At 50.7% G+C, this 20,097-nt stretch carries 21 protein-coding genes; 8 read left to right on the top strand and 13 right to left on the bottom strand.

Annotated features, from left to right (window positions below):
• The first annotated feature begins 51 nt into the window (after nucleotides 1-51).
• Together HMPREF2661_RS05900 and HMPREF2661_RS05895 are read left to right on the top strand one after the other, a co-directional pair.
• Nucleotides 52-642, top strand: coding sequence for a Maf family protein (locus HMPREF2661_RS05900; RefSeq protein WP_070822823.1), 591 nt, complete (start codon nucleotides 52-54; stop codon nucleotides 640-642).
• 54 nt (nucleotides 643-696) lie between these two features.
• Nucleotides 697-1,407: an SAM-dependent methyltransferase gene (locus HMPREF2661_RS05895; RefSeq protein WP_070822721.1), complete on the top strand. Its 711-nt coding sequence runs from the start codon at nucleotides 697-699 to the stop codon at nucleotides 1,405-1,407.
• 95 nt (nucleotides 1,408-1,502) lie between these two features.
• Here HMPREF2661_RS05895 and yidC read toward each other — a convergent pair whose 3' ends face one another.
• The 4 genes from yidC to rpmH form a co-directional block, all read right to left on the bottom strand.
• Nucleotides 1,503-3,149, bottom strand: coding sequence for a membrane protein insertase YidC (yidC, locus tag HMPREF2661_RS05890; RefSeq protein WP_070822720.1), 1,647 nt, complete (start codon nucleotides 3,147-3,149; stop codon nucleotides 1,503-1,505).
• A 118-nt stretch (nucleotides 3,150-3,267) separates the two neighbouring features.
• Nucleotides 3,268-3,489 carry a membrane protein insertion efficiency factor YidD gene (gene yidD, locus HMPREF2661_RS05885; RefSeq protein WP_003682178.1) on the bottom strand — a complete coding sequence of 74 codons (222 nt, stop codon included), beginning with the start codon at nucleotides 3,487-3,489 and terminating at the stop codon, nucleotides 3,268-3,270.
• A complete protein-coding gene (gene rnpA, locus HMPREF2661_RS05880) occupies nucleotides 3,489-3,827 on the bottom strand; it encodes a ribonuclease P protein component (RefSeq protein ID WP_049322495.1) in 339 nt (112 codons plus the stop codon). Before rnpA ends, yidD begins: the two co-directional genes overlap by 1 nt.
• A gap of 2 nt (nucleotides 3,828-3,829) precedes the next feature.
• Nucleotides 3,830-3,964: a 50S ribosomal protein L34 gene (gene rpmH, locus HMPREF2661_RS05875; protein WP_002214728.1), complete on the bottom strand. Its 135-nt coding sequence runs from the start codon at nucleotides 3,962-3,964 to the stop codon at nucleotides 3,830-3,832.
• Between the two features lie 319 nt (nucleotides 3,965-4,283).
• On the opposite strand from rpmH, the gene dnaA reads away from it, so the two are divergent.
• Together dnaA and dnaN are read left to right on the top strand one after the other, a co-directional pair.
• Complete coding sequence (dnaA, locus tag HMPREF2661_RS05865; protein ID WP_049322497.1) at nucleotides 4,284-5,852, top strand: chromosomal replication initiator protein DnaA; 1,569 nt, start codon at nucleotides 4,284-4,286, stop codon at nucleotides 5,850-5,852.
• A gap of 105 nt (nucleotides 5,853-5,957) precedes the next feature.
• Nucleotides 5,958-7,061, top strand: coding sequence for a DNA polymerase III subunit beta (gene dnaN / locus HMPREF2661_RS05860; RefSeq protein ID WP_070822718.1), 1,104 nt, complete (start codon nucleotides 5,958-5,960; stop codon nucleotides 7,059-7,061).
• A gap of 139 nt (nucleotides 7,062-7,200) precedes the next feature.
• Here the strand turns inward: dnaN and HMPREF2661_RS05855 are convergent, their stop codons facing one another.
• The 6 genes from HMPREF2661_RS05855 to orn all read right to left on the bottom strand — a co-directional run bounded on the left by HMPREF2661_RS05855 (nucleotide 7,201) and on the right by orn (nucleotide 12,010).
• On the bottom strand, nucleotides 7,201-7,563 hold the full coding sequence (locus HMPREF2661_RS05855; protein ID WP_004520408.1) for an ACP-like domain-containing protein: 363 nt from the start codon (nucleotides 7,561-7,563) through the stop codon (nucleotides 7,201-7,203).
• A 297-nt stretch (nucleotides 7,564-7,860) separates the two neighbouring features.
• Complete coding sequence (locus HMPREF2661_RS05850) at nucleotides 7,861-9,447, bottom strand: L-lactate permease (protein ID WP_070822716.1); 1,587 nt, start codon at nucleotides 9,445-9,447, stop codon at nucleotides 7,861-7,863.
• Nucleotides 9,448-9,777: 330 nt separating this feature from the next.
• Nucleotides 9,778-10,413 (bottom strand): 7-carboxy-7-deazaguanine synthase QueE, encoded by a 636-nt coding sequence (locus tag HMPREF2661_RS05845; protein ID WP_049322501.1) that lies wholly within the window; start codon nucleotides 10,411-10,413, stop codon nucleotides 9,778-9,780.
• 108 nt (nucleotides 10,414-10,521) lie between these two features.
• On the bottom strand, nucleotides 10,522-10,893 hold the full coding sequence (locus HMPREF2661_RS05840; RefSeq protein ID WP_049322502.1) for a DUF1304 domain-containing protein: 372 nt from the start codon (nucleotides 10,891-10,893) through the stop codon (nucleotides 10,522-10,524).
• Between the two features lie 73 nt (nucleotides 10,894-10,966).
• Nucleotides 10,967-11,389: a 6-carboxytetrahydropterin synthase QueD gene (queD, locus tag HMPREF2661_RS05835; RefSeq protein WP_036492897.1), complete on the bottom strand. Its 423-nt coding sequence runs from the start codon at nucleotides 11,387-11,389 to the stop codon at nucleotides 10,967-10,969.
• A gap of 63 nt (nucleotides 11,390-11,452) precedes the next feature.
• Nucleotides 11,453-12,010, bottom strand: a complete 558-nt coding sequence (orn, locus tag HMPREF2661_RS05830) for an oligoribonuclease (RefSeq protein WP_049322503.1) — start codon at nucleotides 12,008-12,010, stop codon at nucleotides 11,453-11,455.
• A gap of 133 nt (nucleotides 12,011-12,143) precedes the next feature.
• On the opposite strand from orn, the gene dxs reads away from it, so the two are divergent.
• Genes dxs through HMPREF2661_RS05815 form a run of 3 tightly spaced genes read left to right on the top strand, consistent with a single transcriptional unit; the run spans nucleotide 12,144 to nucleotide 16,521 of the window.
• The gene (gene dxs / locus HMPREF2661_RS05825) at nucleotides 12,144-14,033 is read left to right on the top strand and encodes a 1-deoxy-D-xylulose-5-phosphate synthase (RefSeq protein ID WP_049322504.1); all 1,890 of its coding nucleotides are present in this window, start codon (nucleotides 12,144-12,146) and stop codon (nucleotides 14,031-14,033) included.
• A 39-nt stretch (nucleotides 14,034-14,072) separates the two neighbouring features.
• Nucleotides 14,073-15,083 carry a glycosyltransferase family 2 protein gene (locus tag HMPREF2661_RS05820; protein WP_049322505.1) on the top strand — a complete coding sequence of 337 codons (1,011 nt, stop codon included), beginning with the start codon at nucleotides 14,073-14,075 and terminating at the stop codon, nucleotides 15,081-15,083.
• A 37-nt stretch (nucleotides 15,084-15,120) separates the two neighbouring features.
• Nucleotides 15,121-16,521, top strand: a complete 1,401-nt coding sequence (locus HMPREF2661_RS05815; RefSeq protein WP_049322506.1) for an L-serine ammonia-lyase — start codon at nucleotides 15,121-15,123, stop codon at nucleotides 16,519-16,521.
• A gap of 81 nt (nucleotides 16,522-16,602) precedes the next feature.
• Here the strand turns inward: HMPREF2661_RS05815 and HMPREF2661_RS05810 are convergent, their stop codons facing one another.
• Together HMPREF2661_RS05810 and HMPREF2661_RS05805 are read right to left on the bottom strand one after the other, a co-directional pair.
• Entirely contained in the window at nucleotides 16,603-16,824 is a 222-nt protein-coding gene (locus HMPREF2661_RS05810; RefSeq protein ID WP_049322507.1) for a hypothetical protein, read from the bottom strand.
• Between the two features lie 8 nt (nucleotides 16,825-16,832).
• Nucleotides 16,833-17,462 (bottom strand): C40 family peptidase, encoded by a 630-nt coding sequence (locus HMPREF2661_RS05805; RefSeq protein WP_049322508.1) that lies wholly within the window; start codon nucleotides 17,460-17,462, stop codon nucleotides 16,833-16,835.
• A 260-nt stretch (nucleotides 17,463-17,722) separates the two neighbouring features.
• Between HMPREF2661_RS05805 and hslO the strand changes: the two genes are divergently transcribed.
• A complete protein-coding gene (gene hslO, locus HMPREF2661_RS05800; RefSeq protein WP_049322509.1) occupies nucleotides 17,723-18,619 on the top strand; it encodes an Hsp33 family molecular chaperone HslO in 897 nt (298 codons plus the stop codon).
• A gap of 174 nt (nucleotides 18,620-18,793) precedes the next feature.
• Here the strand turns inward: hslO and tyrS are convergent, their stop codons facing one another.
• Nucleotides 18,794-20,089 carry a tyrosine--tRNA ligase gene (tyrS, locus tag HMPREF2661_RS05795; protein WP_049322510.1) on the bottom strand — a complete coding sequence of 432 codons (1,296 nt, stop codon included), beginning with the start codon at nucleotides 20,087-20,089 and terminating at the stop codon, nucleotides 18,794-18,796.
• Nucleotides 20,090-20,097 lie beyond the last annotated feature (8 nt).

Below are 20,097 nucleotides of genomic sequence, written 5' to 3'. Positions count from 1 at the left end.
GGAGTATGATATAATTTCGGCGGTCTAACGTCAATGTTTTTAAGTAAAAATATGGAAGTAAAACTGCCTTTGGTTTTAGGGTCGAGTTCGGTTTTCCGCTGCGGACAGCTTCGCCGTTTGGGTATCGATTTTCAGACGGCATCGCCTGATTTTGACGAAACGCCTATTGCGGGCGAACATGCAGGCGAAACGGCGCTGCGTTTGGCGGAAGGCAAAGCCCGTTCATTGGCGGCAGCTTTTCCTGCCGCGCTGATTATCGGCGCAGACCAAGTTGCATGGTGCGAAGGACGTCAATTGGGCAAGCCGATGAACGTCGCAAATGCACAACAGATGCTGGCGGACTTGAGCGGAAAACGGATTGAATTTTACAGCGCAATCGTGCTTTTGAATACTGCTACGGGCAAGGTTCAGCATCATGTCGATCATACGGTGGTTGCCATGCGCCAGTTGTCGCAGGAACAAATCAGCCGATATTTGGAACGTGAGCCGGATGCGGTTTATTGTGCCGGCGCGGCGAAGAGCGAGGGTTTGGGCGCTGCTTTGTTGGAGCGGATTGAAAGTACGGACCCAAATGCTTTGATTGGTCTTCCGATTTTCCGTCTGATTGATTTTTTGAAAAACGAAGGTGTGGAAGTTTTATAGTTTGAGGCCGTCTGAATGCGTTCAGACGGCCTGAGATTTTTGGGAGCTGCAAGAATGAAACCGATTTTGTATTTGATTCCAACCCCTTTGGGTGCGCCTGATACGCCATGCCTGTTGCCGCATGAGCAAAAGGCGATTGTCGGGCTGACGGATTTTGTCGTAGAAGCGGAAAAAACAGCGCGCGCGCATTTGAAACATTTGGGCGTAACTACGCCTATCCGCGAGCTGAATCTGCAAACGCTGAATGAACACACGGATTTGAAGACTTTGCCGGAATTGCTGAAACCTTTGCAAGAAGGGCGCAGTATGGGTATTGTCAGCGAGGCAGGTTGCCCGGCCGTTGCCGATCCGGGCGCGAATTTGGTGGCGTTGGCGCATAAACACGGTTTTGAAGTACGGCCTTTGGTCGGCCCGTCCAGTTTGCTGCTGGCACTGATGGCTTCGGGTGCGAATGGGCAGAACTTTGCGTTTAAGGGTTATTTGCCGTCTGAAAAAAATGAGCGTATTCAGCGTTTGAAGGCTTTGGAGCAACGTTCGCGCCAGCAGAATGAAACGCAGCTGTTTATCGAAACGCCGTATCGCAACGATGCGTTGTTGGCTGATGCGGTGGAAAACCTGCATCCTGAAACGCGATTATGCGTGGCCACGGACTTAACCTTGCCGACACAGGAAATCATCAGCCAGACGATTGCGCAGTGGCGGAAAAGAAAAGAAATGCCGAATTTGAAAAAACGCCCGACGATTTTTGTGTTGCATGCCGCTTAAAACTGGATTGGGTTCAATCTTAAACTGTATTTGTTTGGGGAAATAGAAAAAGGCCGTCTGAACAACAGACGGCCTTTGCGTTGACTAAGCTTTTATCAAGAAACGACTTCGCCTTGGGCGCGTTGTTTTTCGATGCTGCGGTTGATGTGCCATTGTTGGGCGATGGTCAAGAGGTTGTTGACTACCCAGTACAGAACCAAACCGGCAGGGAAGAAGAAGAACATGATGGAGAAAATCAAAGGCATGACTTTCATCATTTTCGCCTGCATAGGGTCGGTTGACGGCGGATTCAGATAAGTTTGTGCAAACATGGTTGCCGCCATAATCAAAGGCAGGATGTAGAAAGGATCCGGACGGCTCAAGTCGGTAATCCAACCCAACCAAGGCGCTTGGCGCAATTCTACGGAGGCGAACAATGCCCAGTACAGGCCGATGAAGACGGGGATTTGCAACAACATAGGCAGACAGCCGCCCAGCGGATTGATTTTCTCGTCTTTGTAAAGCTGCATCATGGCTTGTTGTTGTGCCATGCGGTCATCGCCGTATTTCTCTTTGATGGCTTGCAATTTAGGCGCGGCGGCACGCATTTTTGCCATAGAGCGGTAAGAGGCGTTGGTCAACGGGTACAGCACGGCTTTGACGATGATGGTCAAAACGATGATTGCCCAGCCCCAGTTGCCGATGATGTTGTGCAGTTGGTTCAAGAGCCAGAAGAGCGGGGAGGCGAACCAGTGTACTTTGCCGTAGTCTTTGGCCAGTTGCAGTTTGTCGGCAATGTTGGCGATAACGGAAGTGGTTTGCGGACCGGCATACAGGTTGATGGCGGTTTCGGCTTTCGCACCGGCTTGAATGGCGGCTAAAGGCACGCTAACGCTTGCGCTATACAGGTTGTCGTTGCGACGTTTGATGTCGATACGGCAGTCGCCTGCGGCGCAAACGCTTTGGCCGTCTTTAGGCTGCAAAATCCAAGTGGACATGAAATGATGTTCAATCATGCCGAGCCAGCCGGTCGGCGTTTTGCGGATGTATTCGGCTTCGGATTTGCCGGATTTGGCATCGTCGTCCAAATCAGAGAAGCTGACTTTTTGGAAGCCGCCTTCAGGGGAGTAAACCACCGGGCCGACGTAAGAGCGGGTAAAGTAGCCTTGGCCTTCGGGTTCGCTGTGGTCGCGGACGATGCGGTAGTCTGCGCTCAGGTTGACGGGTTGGCCTTTGCTGTTGGTAATGTCGAAACGGACGTTAACCAAGTAGCTGCCTTTGGTGAAAGTATAAACTTTGTCGATTTTCAGGCCGTTGGTTTCAGGCGCGCTCAGGCGGACTTCGACTTTGTCGCCTTCCAAACTGTATTGTTTTTGCGGAGCGCTAAAGCTGATGCCTTTCAGAACGTTGTTGCCTTGTGCGTCCAAAAGCTCGGATTGGGCAACGTAGGTGTATTCCTTGCCGTCGTTAAACAGGACGAAAGGTTTGTGTTCGTCACCGGTTGCTTTGTATTGCAAGAGGGTCAGCTGGCGCAGGTCGCCGCTTTTCTCATCAATGACGGCTTTAACCGTGTCTGTGGTAACGGTAATAGGAGAGGCCGGGGCTAGCGCGGCTTCGGCAGCGGCTTTTGCCGGAGTAGCAGCCGTTTGCTGTTGCGCGGCTTGTTGCGCCGGATTAGGTTTGGGGCTGGGGAAAAAATGTTCCCAGCCGGCAAAGATTGCCACTGAAATGGCAAAAAACGCCATTAGTCTTTTAAAATCCATAAGAGATTCCTGGAGTTGACGGATAGGTAATCGAGATGAAAACTGCTTCAGACGGCATTATATAGAAACCGACGGGAAATTAAAGGAAATCGTGTTCTTTAAATGGTTGACAGCAGCATTATGGAACAGGGTCATGTCCGTGTCCGCCGAAAGGATGGCATCGTGCGATGCGTTTGATGGCCAGCCATCCGCCTTTGAATGCGCCGTATTTTTTGACGGCTTCGACTGCGTATTGTGAACAGGTCGGGGTATAGCGGCAGCGCGGCGGAATGAGGGGGCTGATGCAGTATTGGTAAAAGCGGATGAGTGCAAGGAGGAGCTTGGAAAGCAGGGTATTCATCAGCGTTTTTTCATCAGCTGGGCAAGTTGGTTGCGGGCTTCCAGAGCAGTTTCCCGATTAAACGCCTGACGCACGCGCACAACAAAGTCATGCGGCGGCAGCTGGTGTTGATTCAGCCTGAACCAGTCGCGGATGACGCGCTTCATATAATTGCGGTCATGGGCGCGTTTGGCGGTCTTTTTGCTGACGACCAAACCAAGGCGCGGATGGCCGAGCGCGTTGTCTGCGGACTGGGAGACTTGCAGCAAATCGCGGCTGCGTCGGTTTTTCAACGCAAAAACGGATGAAAAATCATCCGTTTTTAATAAGCGATACTGCTTCGAGAAGCCGTAATTCAAAATTATACAGCCAGGCGTTTGCGGCCTTTGGCGCGACGGGCAGCCAATACTGCGCGACCACCGCGGGTTTTGGAGCGAACCAAGAAGCCGTGGGTGCGTTTGCGTTTGGTAACGGAAGGTTGATAAGTGCGTTTCATGATGTTTCCTAAAAATTGGTAGATAATTAAACCGTGAATTACACTCTAATTTACTGCTTTTGTCAATCAATATAAAAACTTTTCGTTGGCCAAAGTGTGACAACGGGTTTTATGCATTGATAGAATTTGTGGATAAAATTTTGCGGCGGTTGTGGATAAAAAAGAGCGGAATGGGTATAATCGCCCAACCTTGCTTTTCTCTGTGCGCAAGGCCGTCTGAAAGCAGCGGGAGTATTGTAAAAATTTGATTTTTATCGGATTGCCTGTCTGCTCTGCCTTCTTGTATTTCCCAAATCTTCCATTTTCCGAGCTTAATCTCATGACGTTAGCTGAATTTTGGCCGCTGTGCCTTTGCCGCCTTCACGAAATGTTGCCTGCCGGGCAGTTTGCGCAATGGATTGCGCCTTTGACCGTGGGTGAAGAAAACGGCGTATGGGTGGTGTATGGTAAAAACCAATTTGCCTGCAATATGCTCAAAAGCCAGTTTGCCGCCAAAATTGACGCCGTGCGTGCCGAATTGGTGCCTCAGCAGGCTGCGTTTGCGTTTAAGCCGGGCGTAGGTACGCATTATGAAATGGCGGCTCAGGCTGTTGCGCCGGTGCAAGTGCAAGAAGTCATTGAAGTTGAAGAATTTGTAGAGCCTGTTCAAATGCCTTTGCAAACCGTTGCGGCAATAGAAGAAGACAGGCCGTCTGAAACGGTTTCCAAGCCTGCCGCTGCCAAGACGGCTGCCGAGATTTTGGCGCAGCGCATGAAAAACCTGCCGCATGAGCCTCAAGTGCAAACTGCCGCTCCGGCTGAGTCTAAAGCAGTTGCCAAAGCCAAAACCGACGCGCAACACGATGCGGAAGAAGCGCGCTACGAACAGACCAATCTGTCGCGCGACTATACATTTGAAACTTTGGTGGAAGGTAAGGGCAACCGCCTTGCCGCCGCAGCCGCCCAAGCGATTGCTGAAAATCCGGGGCAGGGCTACAACCCGTTTTTCTTATACGGCAGTACCGGTTTGGGTAAAACCCACTTGGTGCAGGCCATCGGCAACGAATTGCTGAAAAACCGCCCCGATGCCAAAGTGCGCTATATGCACTCGGACGACTATATCCGCAGCTTTATGAAGGCAGTGCGCAACAACACTTATGATGTGTTCAAGCAACAATACAAACAATATGACCTACTGATTATCGACGATATCCAGTTCATCAAAGGCAAAGACCGTACGATGGAAGAGTTCTTCTATCTGTACAACCATTTCCACAACGAGAAAAAACAGCTGATCCTGACGTGCGACGTATTGCCCGCCAAAATCGAAGGTATGGACGACCGTCTCAAATCCCGTTTCTCATGGGGTTTGACTTTGGAACTTGAACCGCCCGAATTGGAAATGCGCGTGGCGATTTTGCAGAAAAAGGCAGAAGCGGCCGGTATCAGTATCGAAGACGAAGCCGCTTTGTTTATTGCCAATCTGATCCGTTCTAATGTGCGTGAGCTGGAAGGCGCGTTCAACCGTGTCAGCGCCAGTAGCCGTTTTATGAACCGTCCTGTCATCGACATGGATTTGGCGCGTACGGCTTTGCAGGATATTATTGCCGAGAAACACAAAGTCATTACCGCCGACATCATCATCGATGCGACAGCCAAATACTACCGTATTAAAATCAGCGATATATTGGGCAAAAAACGCACGCGTAACATTGCCCGTCCGCGCCAAGTTGCAATGAGCTTGACCAAAGAGTTGACCACGCTCAGTCTGCCTTCTATCGGTGATGCGTTCGGCGGTCGTGACCACACGACTGTGATGCACGGTGTCAAAGCGGTGGCGAAACTGCGCGAAGAAGATCCCGAATTGGCGCAAGACTATGAAAAACTGCTGATTCTGATTCAGAACTGACCCAATGCAATTTCAGACGGCCTGAGGTCAATATGAGGCCGTCTGAAAACAAAAAATATTTTAAAATACCCAAATCAACCGATTTCAAATTCAAAGGAATGGAACATGCTGATTTTACAAGCCGATCGCGACAGTCTGCTCAAGCCGTTGCAAGCCGTTACCGGTATTGTCGAACGTCGCCATACTCTGCCGATTTTGTCCAATGTGTTGCTGGAAAGCAAAGACGGACAAACCAAACTTTTGGCAACCGACTTGGAAATTCAAATCAATACCGCCGGCCCTGAAAGTCAGGCAGGCGATTTCCGTATTACGACCAACGCTAAAAAATTCCAAGACATCCTGCGCGCCCTGCCTGACAGTGCGTTGGTGTCACTGGATTGGGCGGACAACCGTTTGACTCTGCGTGCGGGCAAATCCCGTTTTGCCCTGCAAACCCTGCCGGCCGAAGACTTTCCGTTGATGAATGTCGGCAGCGACGTCAGCGCGACTTTCTCGCTGACTCAAGAAACCTTCAAAACCATGCTTTCGCAAGTGCAATACAGCATGGCGGTTCAAGATATCCGCTATTACCTCAACGGCTTACTGATGCAGGTTGAAGGAAACCAACTGCGCCTTGTTGCAACCGACGGCCACCGCCTTGCTTATGCGGCCAGCCAAATTGAAGCGGAACTGCCGAAAACGGAAGTCATCCTGCCGCGCAAAACGGTATTGGAACTCTTCAAGCTGTTGAACAATCCGTCCGAGTCCATCACCGTTGAGCTTTTGGACAATCAAGTACGCTTCCAATGCAATGGTACAACCATCGTCAGCAAGGTCATCGACGGCAAGTTCCCTGACTTTAACCGCGTGATTCCTTTGGATAATGACAAGATTTTCCTCGTATCCCGTACCCAGCTTTTGGGTGCGCTCGAGCGTGCCGCTATTCTTGCCAATGAAAAATTCCGCGGTGCGCGACTGTTCTTGCAGCCTGGTTTGCTGAGTGTCGTATGTAGCAACAATGAGCAGGAAGAAGCGCGCGAAGAGCTGGAAATCGCTTACCAAGGCGGAGAACTCGAAGTCGGTTTCAACATCGGCTACCTGATGGATGTGTTGCGTAACATCCACTCCGACGATATGCAGCTTGCTTTTGGCGATGTCAACCGTTCAACGCTGTTTACCGTACCGAATAATCCGAACTTCAAATACATCGTAATGCCGATGCGTATTTAATTGATGTGTGAACAAACAAAAAGAGCGTGTACGGTACACGCTCTTTTTTATATGCTTGAATCAAAAGGCCGTCTGAAAATTGTTTTTCAGACGGCCTTTGATTAAACCGGGATGATTCGGTTAAATAGGAAAACTGGGATTAACGTGGACGTGGTTCGCAGTTTTTCACCAGGAATGAGCCGTTAGGGGCGTTCACGCCAACCACTTCAGAAGTAGTATGGGTGTTTTTGTCGATGAAACCGGCAGACATTACATAGCCTTTACGGTTGGTGAAAGTAGTGCCAGTGCTGTCAGAACGTTTTTTGTCGACAACCAAAGAGGCTTTTTTGCCACCGGCGTTTACGTCGGCAGTAACTGCGCGACCGCTGCGGTCGAAACCGTACATCACGTTCAGTGATTTGCCACCGTCACAACGGTAAGAAACGAAGCCGGCAGGTGCAGCGGCAGCAGAGAAGGAAACAGTAGCCAATGCGGCTGCAGTGATAACAGAAAGTAATTTCATGATCTAAGCTCCATATGAGGGTTGTGTGTTATCTTGCAAAGTGAGAAAGGGTTTCCGTTTGCAGATGAAGCGTATTTTAGGCGTTTTGTCGGTAGTGGCAATTAGGTAAATTGCAAAACAGTGTTTACTTATGATTACCCGATTGTTTATTAATAGAAAGTTGTTTGTAATTTGGTGTTGCAAAGTAGTTATGTGGGTTGTTGCGGAATATATACATTAATGATTCTTTAAGAAATATAGCGAAAGAATACAAAAAAGGCCGTCTGAATATTCAGACGGCCTTTGATATGAAGCGGTTTACAAGAAGAAAATTGAAGCGATAGTCACGGCGATGACGCCATAGATGCTCATCGGGATGACAGTTTTCTTGATGATAGCGCCTTCGGCGTTGTTTACGTTCAATACACTGCACACGGCAATGATGTTGTTGATGCAGACCATGTTACCCATTGCGCCGCCGACAGATTGCAGGGCGAGGATGAGGGTAACGGACAGGCCGGTATCAAGCGCGATTTGTTGTTGAATCGGACCAAAAGTCAGGTTGGATACAGTGTTGGAACCGGAGAAGAATGCACCGATTGCGCCAAGGTAAGGGGAGAAGTACACCCAGTGTTCGCCTGCCATCGAGGCAAACTCTTTACCGATGATTTTCACCATGGAGTCATCGCCGCCAACCATCATCAGTTGAACCATAATCAACGCACCCATCAGGGCAAGCAGAGGTTTTTTGGTTTGGTTGAAGGTTGCAGCGTAGAAAGACCAGGCATCTTTGAACTTGGTTTTGTACAGCAGGATGCAAATCCAAACGGTGAAGACAAACGGAATCCAAGCCGGAACGTAGAGGGTTTGGTAGGAAGCGTTTACGCCTTGGCCGAAGATGTTGCCGAAGGTGATGGTCAGGGAGTCGCTGACGGTGATTTTGGACAAATCAAACGGCAGTTGGAAGCTGAACCATTCTTCTTTGCTGGTCAGCAGGCCTTTAATGCCCAACTGTTTGATACGGGTGACTACCAGCATACCGATCAGCATACCCAAAGGAGCCAGTGCTTTGGCAACTTGTGCGAAAGGTACTTTTTCTGCATTCGGGTCTTTGGCGTAATCTTTGCTTAAGCCCCAGCCGCGGTTTGCCGCGAATACGGATACCAACAGGCCGATTGCGCCGGCAACCAGAGATGGGAACTCTTCATTGACCATCGCCAATGCGACATAAGGAAGGGTACAGGAGAATACGGCAATGCCGATGAAGCCCAAGTTTTTGCGGATTTCAGCCCAAGGTACGATGAAGCTCAGGCCGATAACAGGGATGATGAAACCTGCAAAGAAGTGCATTACGCCGGTTTGCATACCGATTTCCATAATGCTCTTTTGATCCAAGCCTAAAGGTGCGAAGCCGAACCAAGTCGGAGTACCTACCGCGCCGAAGGAAACAGGTACGGAGTTCATTACCAAAGTAAAGATGGCTACTTTCAGCGGATTAAAGCCCAAGCTCATCAGAATCGGCGCGGCAATGGCGGCAGGCGTACCGAAACCGGACGCGCCTTCAATCATAAAGGCGAAAGACCAGCCGATGATCATCAATTGGGCAATCGGGTTCGGGCTGATGGTGGCCAGCCATTTGCGGATGACGTCGATACAGCCGGTGGTTTCCATCATGCGGTTGAACATAATGGCACCGAAAATCACGGTAATCGGGGTCAGGGTAGAAACGAGGCCTGAAGCTGCCGTTGCGTTGAGCAACATGGCGTTGTCGCCGAAATAAAACAGTTTGATGACGTAAATCAGCGCGGCGGTAATCGGTAGTGCAATGTAAGACGGCATACTGTTTTTCTTAACCATCAGCCAAATCAGCAGGATGATGGGGAAAATGCTGAGAAAGAGAGCCATAGGAATATCCTCGGGGCAACAAGCACCATAACCGTCAATGCAATGGCGGTTTGATACGATGTGTTGAGCAATAAATGTTTTTCGAATAGATATTTGCATCCTCAGATGCGGTTAGTCATCAGGTAAATTGGTTTTACCAATTTATGAAAACTGTTGCACACTTTACGTAATCTTATGTAATCGGTCAAGAGTTTTATAACAAAAAAGGCCGTCTGAAATAGGGTTTCAGACGGCCTGAGCGCTTTGCCAGTAGTGCATTTGGTCGAATATCGAATGGTATTTACATTCAATATTTTGTAAAGGTTTAATTTTTGATTGATTTCAAACGAATTATTCTATTCCTGCCCACTTATGCGTCTGTACGCTCAGTTGCCAATGGACGGGGGCGTCGGGTCGGCTGTTTAACACACCGATTTGGCGGATGGTGTCGTAGATATTCATCGCGCCGTCTTGTTCGCAGGGGGAAAGGTAGTAATGCCGGGCGCGGATTTTGTGTTCCATTTTCTGACAAAACGCAATGACTTCGCCGTCGGCAACAATGCGCACTTCGTCTGCTTTCTCGATGCAGCTTTTTTCGTATTTGGCGGCGTAACAGGCTTTAGGACTGGTGGCAACGTAGTCGATTTGCGGCGGAGCGGGGTTGAGGCCGTTGGTTTCGATACACAGAAAATAGCCTTCGGCTTTGAGTGCGTTGAGCAGGGTATTCAAATGCGGTTGGATGGTGGGTTCGCCGCCGGTAATGATGATGTTGCGCGCTGTGTAGGTTTTCAGACGGCCTAAAATATCGGACAGACTCATCATGCCGAATTTGAGGTAGTCGGTATCGCACCAGCTGCATGCGAGATTGCATTTGCCCAAACGGATGAAAACGGCGGGCATGCCTGTGTTCCAGCCTTCGCCTTGCAGGCTTTCAAAGATTTCGACAATGCGGTATTGGGGATTGTTCGGCGTGATGTGAATGGTCATGAATATTAGGTGTGTGGGATTGAATTGTTGTCGTGAAGCGTTTGAAGAAGTGATGTGAGGCAGCCATTCTTTCTGTTAGTTCAATGGGAAAGAATGGCTGGTGTGTATTTAAGCGGCAATGACGGCTGCGGCGGCCAAAAATGCCGGCAAGCCTTGTTTGAACAAAATGCCTTTGTTGCCGGATGAAAACGCGCCCCATGCGGCGGCGATGAGGACGAAGCCGAGGAACAGGATGGTCGCGCCATAAACGGCGTTGTCAGGTGCGGCAAAGCGCGCCCATACCAAGCCGATGGCGAGGAAGCCGTTGTACAGACCTTGGTTGGAAAACAGGGTTTGTACGCGTTTTTGTTCCATAAATTCGTAAGGCATGTTGAACAGCTCTGACGCTTTTTCGCTTGGGATTTGCGTCATTTCGAGCCAGGCGATGTAGAAATGTTCGATAGCGACGAAGAGGACGAGGAGGGTGGAGAGGAGTTTCATGAAGATTCCTTTTGATGTTTAGTGTATGAGGTATTTATGGGAACAGGTCGTCTGAAAAATACAGGATGGCGGTTTATTCCCCTTCATATTCCGCACACGAAGTCGGCGTTTCCCATAATTTTACGCTGCACACTTTGACACCGGCGTTTTTCAGACGGCCATACATTTCTACGCTCATGTTTTCGGCGGTGGTGCGGCAGGGCAGGCGCAGGGTTTTCATGTTCCAGCCTTCCAAAAGCGCGGCGATTTGGCTTTCGCGTTCGTTGTCGCCGTGATAGATGAAGGCATGGTCGAACGGGTCGGTAATGTGTTGTTTGACGATGGCTTTCAGGTCGGTAAAGTCCATCACCATGCCGTCTTTCGCGCCGCCTTGGATAACGGGCGCGGAGACGGTGATTTCGAGTTTGTAGGTGTGGCCGTGCAGGTTTTGGCACTTGCCGTCATGCCCGTCGAGCATGTGCGAGGAATCGAAGGTAAAGATTTTGGTGATTTTCATGAGATGAAGGAAGCCGATGAGGCCGTCTGAACGGTGTCAAACCGGTTTCAGACGGCCTTGGGATTATTGTTCGGAAGGGAGTTTGAGGAAATGCTCGCGATAATGGCGCATTTCTTCGATGCTTTCGAGGATGTCGTCCAATGCCTTGTGCGAACCGCGTTTGACCACGCTTTTGGCGACGGCCGGATTCCAGCGTTTGGCCAATTCTTTCAGCGTGGATACGTCTAAGTTGCGGTAGTGGAAATAGGCTTCCAAACGCGGCATGTATTTGACCATGAAGCGGCGGTCTTGATGGATGGAGTTGCCGCACATGGGCGTGGATTTCTCGGGTATCCATGCGGACATGAAGTCCAACAGGTTTTGCTCGACTTCGGCTTCGGTCAGTTTGGATTCGCGTACGCGTTGGGTCAGACCGGTACGGCCGTGGGTGGCGGTGTTCCATTCGTCCATGCTGTCGAGCAATTCGTCGCTTTGATGGATGACGTATACGTCCGATTGCGCCAGTACGTTCAAATCGGAGTCGGTAATGATCATGGCGACTTCGATAATGCGGTCGTGTTCCGGGTTGAGGCCGGTCATTTCCATATCGAGCCAGCAGAGGTTGTTTGCGTTTTGGGTCATTTCAGACGGCCTTGTGTTTTCAGTTGGCAGTATTATAAAGGATAAAGGTTCGGGCCGTCTGAAAGCATTTGTAACAAGTTGTGCAATCTCTTGATATAATCGTCCGTTACACAAAAAATCACCGCCAAAAATCATGAACCCAAGCCCTTTGCTCGATATGATCGATACGCCTCAGGACTTGCGCCGTCTGGAGAAAAAACAGCTGCCGCAAGTCGCCGCCGAATTGCGCGAATTTCTGTTGGATTCCGTCGGTAAGACGGGCGGCCATTTCGCCAGCAACTTGGGCGCGGTCGAGCTGACGGTGGCGCTGCATTATGTGTACGACACGCCCGAAGACCATTTGGTCTGGGATGTTGGCCATCAAAGCTATCCGCACAAAATCCTGACCGGCCGCAAAAATCAAATGAACACCATGCGCCAATACGGCGGTTTGGCCGGTTTTCCGAAACGCAGCGAGTCGGAATACGACGCGTTCGGCGTGGGGCATTCTTCCACATCCATCGGCGCGGCCTTGGGCATGGCCGTTGCGGACAAACAGTTGGGCAACAACCGCCGCAGCGTCGCTATTATCGGCGATGGAGCCATGACAGCGGGTCAGGCGTTTGAGGCTCTGAACTGTGCAGGTGATATGGATGTCGATTTGCTGGTTATCCTCAACGACAACGAAATGTCGATTTCCCCCAATGTCGGCGCGCTGCCGAAATATCTCGCCAGCAACGTCGTGCGCGATATGCACGGCCTGTTGAGTACCATCAAAGCCCAATCAAGCAAAGTATTAGACAAATTGCCCGGAGCGATGGAGCTTGCCCAAAAAGTCGAAAACAAAATCAAAACCTTGGCAGGCGAAGCGGAATACGCCAAACAGTCGCTGTCTTTGTTTGAAAACTTCGGTTTCCGTTACACCGGCCCTGTGGACGGCCACAACGTTGAAAATCTGGTGGACGTATTAAAAGACTTGCGCGGCCGCAAAGGCCCTCAGTTGTTGCACGTCATCACCAAAAAAGGCAACGGCTACAAATTCGCCGAAAACGACCCCGTCAAATACCACGCTGTCGCCAAGCTGCCGAGCGAAGTGCCTGCCCCGGAAGTGAAACCTGCCGCGGCCAAACCGACTTATACGCAAGTGTTCGGCCAATGGCTGTGCGACCAAGCGGCGGCTGACGAGCGTTTGGTTGCCATCACGCCTGCCATGCGCGAGGGTAGCGGCTTGGTTGAGTTTGAACAGCAATTCCCCGACCGCTATTTCGACGTCGGCATCGCCGAGCAACACGCCGTTACCTTTGCCGGCGGTTTGGCATGCGAAGGCATCAAGCCTGTTGTAGCGATTTACTCCACTTTCCTGCAACGCGCTTACGACCAGTTGGTGCACGACGTTGCCTTGCAAAACCTGCCTGTTTTGTTCGCCATCGACCGCGCAGGTATTGTCGGTGCAGACGGCCCGACCCATGCCGGTTTGTACGACTTGAGCTTTTTGCGCTGCGTGCCGAACATGATTATTGCCACACCCAGCGACGAAAACGAATGCCGCCTGCTGCTCTCAACCTGCTATCAGGCAAATTCGCCGTCCGCCGTCCGTTATCCGCGCGGTACGGGTACTGGCGCAACTGTTTCAGACGGCCTGGAAACCGTTGAAATCGGCAAAGGCATCATCCGTCGCGAAGGCGAGAAAATTGCCGTTATCGCCTTTGGCAGCATGGTTGCCCCATCATTGGCCGCTGCCGATAAACTGAATGCGACCGTTGCCGATATGCGCTTTGTCAAACCGATAGATGAAGAGCTGATCGTCCGTCTCGCCCGAAGCCACGATTACATCGTTACCGCCGAAGAAAACGCCGAACAAGGCGGCGCAGGCAGCGCGGTGTTGGAAGTGTTGGCGAAACACGGCATCTGCAAACCGGTGTTGCTGTTGGGTGTAGAAGACAAAGTTACCGAACACGGTGACCCGAAAAAACTGTTGGACGACTTGGGTTTGAGTGCCGAAGCGATTGAAAAACGCATTGCCGGCTGGATCAAGGCCGTCTGAAAAATGATGATTAAAACCTATCAATACATTGCATAATTTATGGGAAAAAAACTAATCAGCATCAGCATGGTGCGCAACGAAAACGACGTGATCGAATCGTTTGTCCGTCACAATCTCGAGCTGATGGATGAAATGCACATCATCGATCACGGCAGCAGCGATGGAACAAGGGAAATCCTGATTCAATTGAAAGAAGAAGGTTTGCCGATATTTATCTATCAATATCAAGCGCTCAAGTTTAATCATGAGCAATTGGTCAACCAGCTGATGAAGCAGCTTGTAGCAAAAGATGAAGCGATAGATTTCGTTTTTCCGCTGGATGCGGACGAATTTATTTCATGTCCTAGCCGTATCATGCTGGAACAACTTTTGGATGTTATCGGCGAAAACAGGATCGGCATGTACCTTTGGCGCGGCTATTTGCCGACATCGTTGCAATACAACCCTGATTTCACCACTCAATTTACCGAGCAACGCCTCGAAACGCTCTTTACCCCCAAAGTCATTATCCCCAGATGGGCAGCCGAATCTTGCAGCGTGATTATCGGCTGCCATTACATGTTGGATAAAGATGGCAACAAGGTTAAATCAACCCTGTTTCATTCGCCGGATTATCGAGGTTTACATTCCTGGTTTATCGAGCATTTTTCCGCCCAATTTGCGGAGACCGATTTGTTGTGGCTGGGGCACTTCCCAATCCGCTCCTTGAACCAGCACATCAAAAAAATCCTCGAAAAGTCCATCTTGATTGCCATTAAAGACGGAAGCAACGATATTGCCTGGGAAAACCAGTTGCGCGAATTGTTGGACAACGGCATGAAAATGGACTTGAACGATTTACGGCTGTTGGCATACAGATACCGCGCCGGTTCCACAAGTTTGGAAGACACGCATTGTAGAGTCAGCCGTTACGAACCCTTGCGTAAAAAACCGCTGACGCTGAAATACACCTCGCCGGAAGCAGGCGATCCTTTGATGACTGTCGGACATTTGGTACTTGCATTGGCAAGCGGCGCACAAGATTCCTCTTTAGGCCTTAAGGCCGTCTAAAAAACAGCCTGCCCGCACACACAATGATAGGAAAATTATGATCAGCATCTTTGATATTTTTAAAATCGGCATCGGCCCGTCCAGCTCGCACACCGTCGGCCCGATGAAGGCTGCGGCCGCTTTTGCCGATTTGCTGCATGCCGAAAACTTGGATACACAAGTGGCGCGCATTGTCATTGAAGTGTACGGCTCGCTTGCTTTGACCGGTATCGGACACGGTACATTCGATGCATTATTGCTCGGTTTGGAAGGCAGCCTGCCGCACGATATTCCACTGGCAGACATCCCCCAACGCTTGGAACGCATCCGCACGCAACACGTTTTAAAACTCAACGGCCGCGAAATGGCCTTCAATCCCGAAAAAGATTTGGACATCCGCGGCGACAAAGTGTTGCCCAAACATCCGAACGGCCTGAACTTTATCGCCTACCATTCAGACGGCCGGAAGCTGAAAGAGCAGATTTATTATTCGGTCGGCGGCGGTTTTGTCGTAACAGACGAAGGGTTTGCACAAGAGGCTCAGGAAAATGCCGATGTGCCGTATCCATACAAAAACTGCGACGAGTTGCTGGCACAATGCCGTCTGAACCAGTTGAATATTTCCGAAGTCGTGTTGGCCAATGAAGCAGCGTTGGCAGATTGCGACGAAGCGGAAGTTCGCTGCCGTGTGGCCGCCGTGGCCGATGTGATGGAAAACTGCATCAAGCGCGGCTTGGGTGCGGAAGGGCAATTGCCGGGCGGCTTGAACGTACGCCGCCGCGCGCCGCAGTTGGCGGCCAAACTCAAAGTCCTGCGCGAGAGTGAAATCGTCAATACCCAACTTTGGCCGATGGTGTACGCCATGGCGGTCAACGAAGAAAATGCCGCCGGCGGCCGCGTCGTAACCGCACCGACCAACGGCGCGGCAGGCATTATTCCTGCCGTCTTGCACTATTTCCGCAAATTTAATCCGCACGCCAACCAATCGCGTGTTGAAGACTTCCTGCTGACTGCCGGCGCCATCGGCATTTTGTACAAAACCAACGCATCGATTTCCGGCGCGGACGTCGGCTGCCAAGGCGAAGTCGGCGTAGCGTGTTCCATGGCGGCAGGCGCATACGCCGAAGTCATCGGCGGCACGCCCAAACAAGTGGAAAACGCCGCCGAAATGGCCATGGAGCACCACTTGGGTTTAACCTGCGACCCCGTCGGCGGCTTGGTGCAAATCCCCTGCATCGAACGCAACGGCATCGCTGCCGAAAAAGCCCTCAAGCTCGCCACGCTTGCGCTTTTGGAAGACGGCACAGACAAAAAAGTTTCACTTGATGAAGTGATTCAAACCATGCTGCAAACCGGCCGCGATATGAAGGCAACCTACAAAGAAACCTCACTCGCCGGCCTGGCCGTTACCTTGCAGAAAAAAGCCGTCCCCGTATCCGTGCGCGTGGTGGAATGTTAGAAATAGAATAGGGCAATTGCCCGATAAAAAAGGCCGTCTGAAAAACTTTCAGACGGCCTTTTTTTGTATGGATTGAAGAAATTAAACATTTTTTTGATAAGGGTTTTCCAGCCCGGCCATTAAGTCGCGGAAGTATTCGCGCAACTGTTTTTCGGAGCAACCCATCAGCAGGGCGTCTTCAAAAGCGTCCTGCGCCATTTGGTACAGTTCGTTCAAGTTTTCGGTCATGACTTTGACTTTTTCGGTACAGGAAACGATCTGACCGTCGTCGTCATACCATTTGGGCATTTGCGGCATTGCCATAGCTCACCTCAGTTTAAGAAACGGGAAGGATCGTTTTTCTTCACACGGCGGCCGAAGGCGTATTTCGCGCTCCAATATTTGTGGCCGAGGCTGGTAATTTCGATACGTTTGCCCGTCCTCGGTGCGTGAATGAAATTGTTGTTGCCGATGTAGAGGCCGACGTGGGAAATACGGCCACGACCCATGGTGCGAAAAAAGACCATGTCGCCCGGCTGCAATTCGGAACGGCTCACGGCAACGCCCATTTGCGCTTGTTCGGCAGAAGTACGCGGCAGGTTCAGGCCCATGGCGCGTTTAAAGATGTGTTGCATGAAGCCACTGCAGTCAAAGCCGGTAGAGGCTGATGTGCCGCCGTAGCGGTAGGCCACGCCGAGCAAGCCCATGGCGCTGCCGATTAACTCATCTGCATTGCCCGAAGGTGCGCGCGTATTGTTGCCTGCGGCAGAATAGGTATTGGTGGGATGGACAGGGGTTGCCTGACGCGTATTGCCGTAAACATTGGCATTGTCGTTGAATTGGTTTAAAACACGCTGACGGGTGGTAATCAGGTTTTCCAAATCATCGGCGTAAGAAAAATTGACGCTCGCGAGCATGGCGACCGAAGTCCAAACTGCTGCGAGCCGGAGTAAAAAATTCATTGTACAAACTTCCGTTTCAGAAGGCATTCCCTGCCGATTGCAGGCACATTGCCGGTTTCTGAGATGTTATCCCGTATCATTCTCTTGTTATCTGCTTGATTGTATTAAAAAACTGTCTTTTTGGCAAAAAAACTGCTGTTATTTTGCGTTAAACCCTTGTTTCCAAAAGAACTAGAAAAACATCAGGCACGGTTTCGCTTGATTTATCCGCCGCTGCAACCATATAAGCGGCATTCATTGATTTATTTTCAGAGACTGACATGACACAAAATCACAGCGATATCCGTACACGCTTTATCTTTGACGATATGCCCATCCGCGGTATGCACATCCGCCTCGAAAAGGTTTGGCAACACATCGTCAACCAAAAACATTATCCTGTCGCCATCCGCCGCGCTTTGGGCGAGTTGCTGGCCGCCGGCTCTTTATTGTCTGCCAACCTTAAAAACGAAGGCACGCTGATTGTTCAGGTTCAAGGTCAGGGCCGTCTGAAAATGTTGGTGGTGGAAGCGACTTCTGAAAATACTGTCCGCGCTACCGCCCGTTGGGACGAAAACGCTGAAATCCGTGATGATGAAAGCCTGACTGCGCTGTTGGGCGAAAACAGCGTGTTCGTTTTAACCCATCAGCCTAAAGATGCCGACCCTTGGCAAGGTGTTGTCCCACTGGAAGGCGACAGCATTGCGCAAATGCTGGTCAACTATATGAAACGTTCCGAGCAGCTCGATACTTATATTACGCTTGCCGCCGACGACCACGCCGCAGGCGCATTATTGCTGCAACGTCTGCCGGAAGAAGAATTGGATGATGCCGCGTGGGAACATGTGACCACGCTTGCGCAAACGCTTACTCCGCAAGAATTGACCGGTTTGGACGCTCATCACGCCCTTTACCGCCTTTACCATGAAACCCCGCCCCGCGTTTTTGAACCGGAAGCCATTGAATTTGCCTGCACCTGCTCCCGCGGCAAAGTCAGCGATATGCTGTTGATGCTTGGCGGTCAGGAAATCGGCGGCGTGGTGGCAGAACAAGGCAGTATTCAAATTGACTGCGATTTCTGCCATAGCAAATATGTGTTTGATGAAACCGATGTCAACGCTTTGTTTGGCGCGGACGTAGTGAATGCCGTCCGTCAAGAGAATGAGCGTTTGCAGTAATCGCGCGATAAAAGTTGCTTAAAAAATTGGATTATTTAATAGAAGGGCAGGTGAAAAACCTGTCCTTTCTTTTTGGGAAAACTGAATATCATCAATAGAAAATGCCGTCTGAAAAAAGCGTGGCTGATTTCAGACGGCATGATTGTTTTAAACGATGCGTTTAATGTTTAAAGATTATTTCCAAACCAACAAAGCGTGGTTGCGTTTGCCGCGGCGGACGATAGTGTATTTGCTGAAACGTTTGTGTTCGTCGGTCAGCATATAGGCATCGTCAGGTTTTTCAGCGGCATGGTTCGGATTGTTGGCTTCGGCAGGTTTGCCGTTGAGCAAAACTGCTTTGCTGTTGACAAAGCCGCGCGCTTCTTTGTTGGAAGACGCCAAACCGGTTTTCACTAAAGCCTCAACCACGTTGAGGCTCTCGGAAACTTCAAAAGTCGGCAGGCCGTCGAGTGCCAGCTGCTCGAAGTCGCTTTCGGTGAGATGGCTTTGGTCTTCGGCAAACAGGCTTTCTGAAATGCGTTGGGCGGCGGCAAGGGCCTCTTCGCCGTGAATCAGGCGGGTCATTTCTTCGGCGAGAATGCGTTGCGCTTCTGGCTTGGTGCCGCTGGCTTTGTCTTTGGCTTCGATGGCATCGATTTCTTCGATGGACAGGAAGGTAAAGTATTTCAGGAATTTATACACATCGGCGTCGGCCACTTTCAGCCAGAATTGGTAGAACTGATACGGCGAGGTTTTCTTCGCGTTCAACCATACCGCGCCGCCTTCGGTTTTGCCGAATTTGGTGCCGTCGGATTTGGTTACCAAAGGCAGGGTCAGGCCGAATACTTGTTTTTGGTGCAGACGGCGGGTCAAGTCGATACCGGCAGTGATGTTGCCCCATTGGTCGGAACCGCCGATTTCCAAAACTGCGCCGTGGCGTTTGTTCAACTCGGCAAAGTCGTAGCCTTGCAGCAGGGAATAGGCGAACTCGGTAAAGGAAATGCCCACGTCGTCGCGCTCAATACGCTGTTTGACGGACTCTTTGTTCAACATGGCGTTAACGGAGAAATGCTTGCCGATGTCGCGCAGGAAGTCGAGGCAGTTCATGCTGCCGAACCAGTCGGCGTTGTTGGCCATAATAGCAGCGTTATTGCCTTCAAAACTTAAGAAAGGGGTCAATTGGTTGCGGATGCTTTCCACCCAGCCGGCAACGGTTTCGGCGGAATTCAAGCTGCGTTCTGTCGCTTTAAAGCTTGGGTCGCCGATCATACCGGTCGCACCGCCCACCAAAGCAATCGGCGTATGGCCGGCTTGTTGGAAACGGCGCAATGCCAATACAGGCAGCAAGTGGCCGATGTGCAGGCTGTCGGCCGTCGGGTCAAAACCGCAATAGAGGGAAATTTTTTGTTCGTTTAACAAAGCGTCTAAGGCTTCGATGTCGGTAGTTTGCGCGATTAAGCCACGCGATTGTAGGTCTTTGATGACGCTCATTGATGTCT

It is taken from the genome of Neisseria sp. HMSC061B04 (assembly GCF_001836705.1).
Taxonomy (GTDB): domain Bacteria; phylum Pseudomonadota; class Gammaproteobacteria; order Burkholderiales; family Neisseriaceae; genus Neisseria.
The sequence above is the reverse complement of the archived record's forward strand: the minus strand, read 5'-3'. Positions and strand labels throughout refer to the sequence as shown.

Coding starts and splice junctions, on each gene's coding strand:
- HMPREF2661_RS05840 (WP_049322502.1), bottom strand. CDS start 10,893: ATGAAACTCCTCTCCACCCTCCTCGTCCTCTTCGTCGCTATCGAACAT.
- HMPREF2661_RS05855 (WP_004520408.1), bottom strand. CDS start 7,563: ATGAAATTACTTTCTGTTATCACTGCAGCCGCATTGGCTACTGTTTCC.
- dnaN (WP_070822718.1), top strand. CDS start 5,958: ATGCTGATTTTACAAGCCGATCGCGACAGTCTGCTCAAGCCGTTGCAA.
- hslO (WP_049322509.1), top strand. CDS start 17,723: ATGACACAAAATCACAGCGATATCCGTACACGCTTTATCTTTGACGAT.
- dxs (WP_049322504.1), top strand. CDS start 12,144: ATGAACCCAAGCCCTTTGCTCGATATGATCGATACGCCTCAGGACTTG.
- dnaA (WP_049322497.1), top strand. CDS start 4,284: ATGACGTTAGCTGAATTTTGGCCGCTGTGCCTTTGCCGCCTTCACGAA.
- HMPREF2661_RS05850 (WP_070822716.1), bottom strand. CDS start 9,447: ATGGCTCTCTTTCTCAGCATTTTCCCCATCATCCTGCTGATTTGGCTG.
- tyrS (WP_049322510.1), bottom strand. CDS start 20,089: ATGAGCGTCATCAAAGACCTACAATCGCGTGGCTTAATCGCGCAAACT.
- HMPREF2661_RS05895 (WP_070822721.1), top strand. CDS start 697: ATGAAACCGATTTTGTATTTGATTCCAACCCCTTTGGGTGCGCCTGAT.
- HMPREF2661_RS05810 (WP_049322507.1), bottom strand. CDS start 16,824: ATGGCAATGCCGCAAATGCCCAAATGGTATGACGACGACGGTCAGATC.
- yidC (WP_070822720.1), bottom strand. CDS start 3,149: ATGGATTTTAAAAGACTAATGGCGTTTTTTGCCATTTCAGTGGCAATC.
- yidD (WP_003682178.1), bottom strand. CDS start 3,489: ATGAATACCCTGCTTTCCAAGCTCCTCCTTGCACTCATCCGCTTTTAC.
- HMPREF2661_RS05815 (WP_049322506.1), top strand. CDS start 15,121: ATGATCAGCATCTTTGATATTTTTAAAATCGGCATCGGCCCGTCCAGC.
- HMPREF2661_RS05845 (WP_049322501.1), bottom strand. CDS start 10,413: ATGACCATTCACATCACGCCGAACAATCCCCAATACCGCATTGTCGAA.
- orn (WP_049322503.1), bottom strand. CDS start 12,010: ATGACCCAAAACGCAAACAACCTCTGCTGGCTCGATATGGAAATGACC.
- HMPREF2661_RS05900 (WP_070822823.1), top strand. CDS start 52: ATGGAAGTAAAACTGCCTTTGGTTTTAGGGTCGAGTTCGGTTTTCCGC.
- rpmH (WP_002214728.1), bottom strand. CDS start 3,964: ATGAAACGCACTTATCAACCTTCCGTTACCAAACGCAAACGCACCCAC.
- HMPREF2661_RS05820 (WP_049322505.1), top strand. CDS start 14,073: ATGGGAAAAAAACTAATCAGCATCAGCATGGTGCGCAACGAAAACGAC.
- HMPREF2661_RS05805 (WP_049322508.1), bottom strand. CDS start 17,462: ATGAATTTTTTACTCCGGCTCGCAGCAGTTTGGACTTCGGTCGCCATG.
- queD (WP_036492897.1), bottom strand. CDS start 11,389: ATGAAAATCACCAAAATCTTTACCTTCGATTCCTCGCACATGCTCGAC.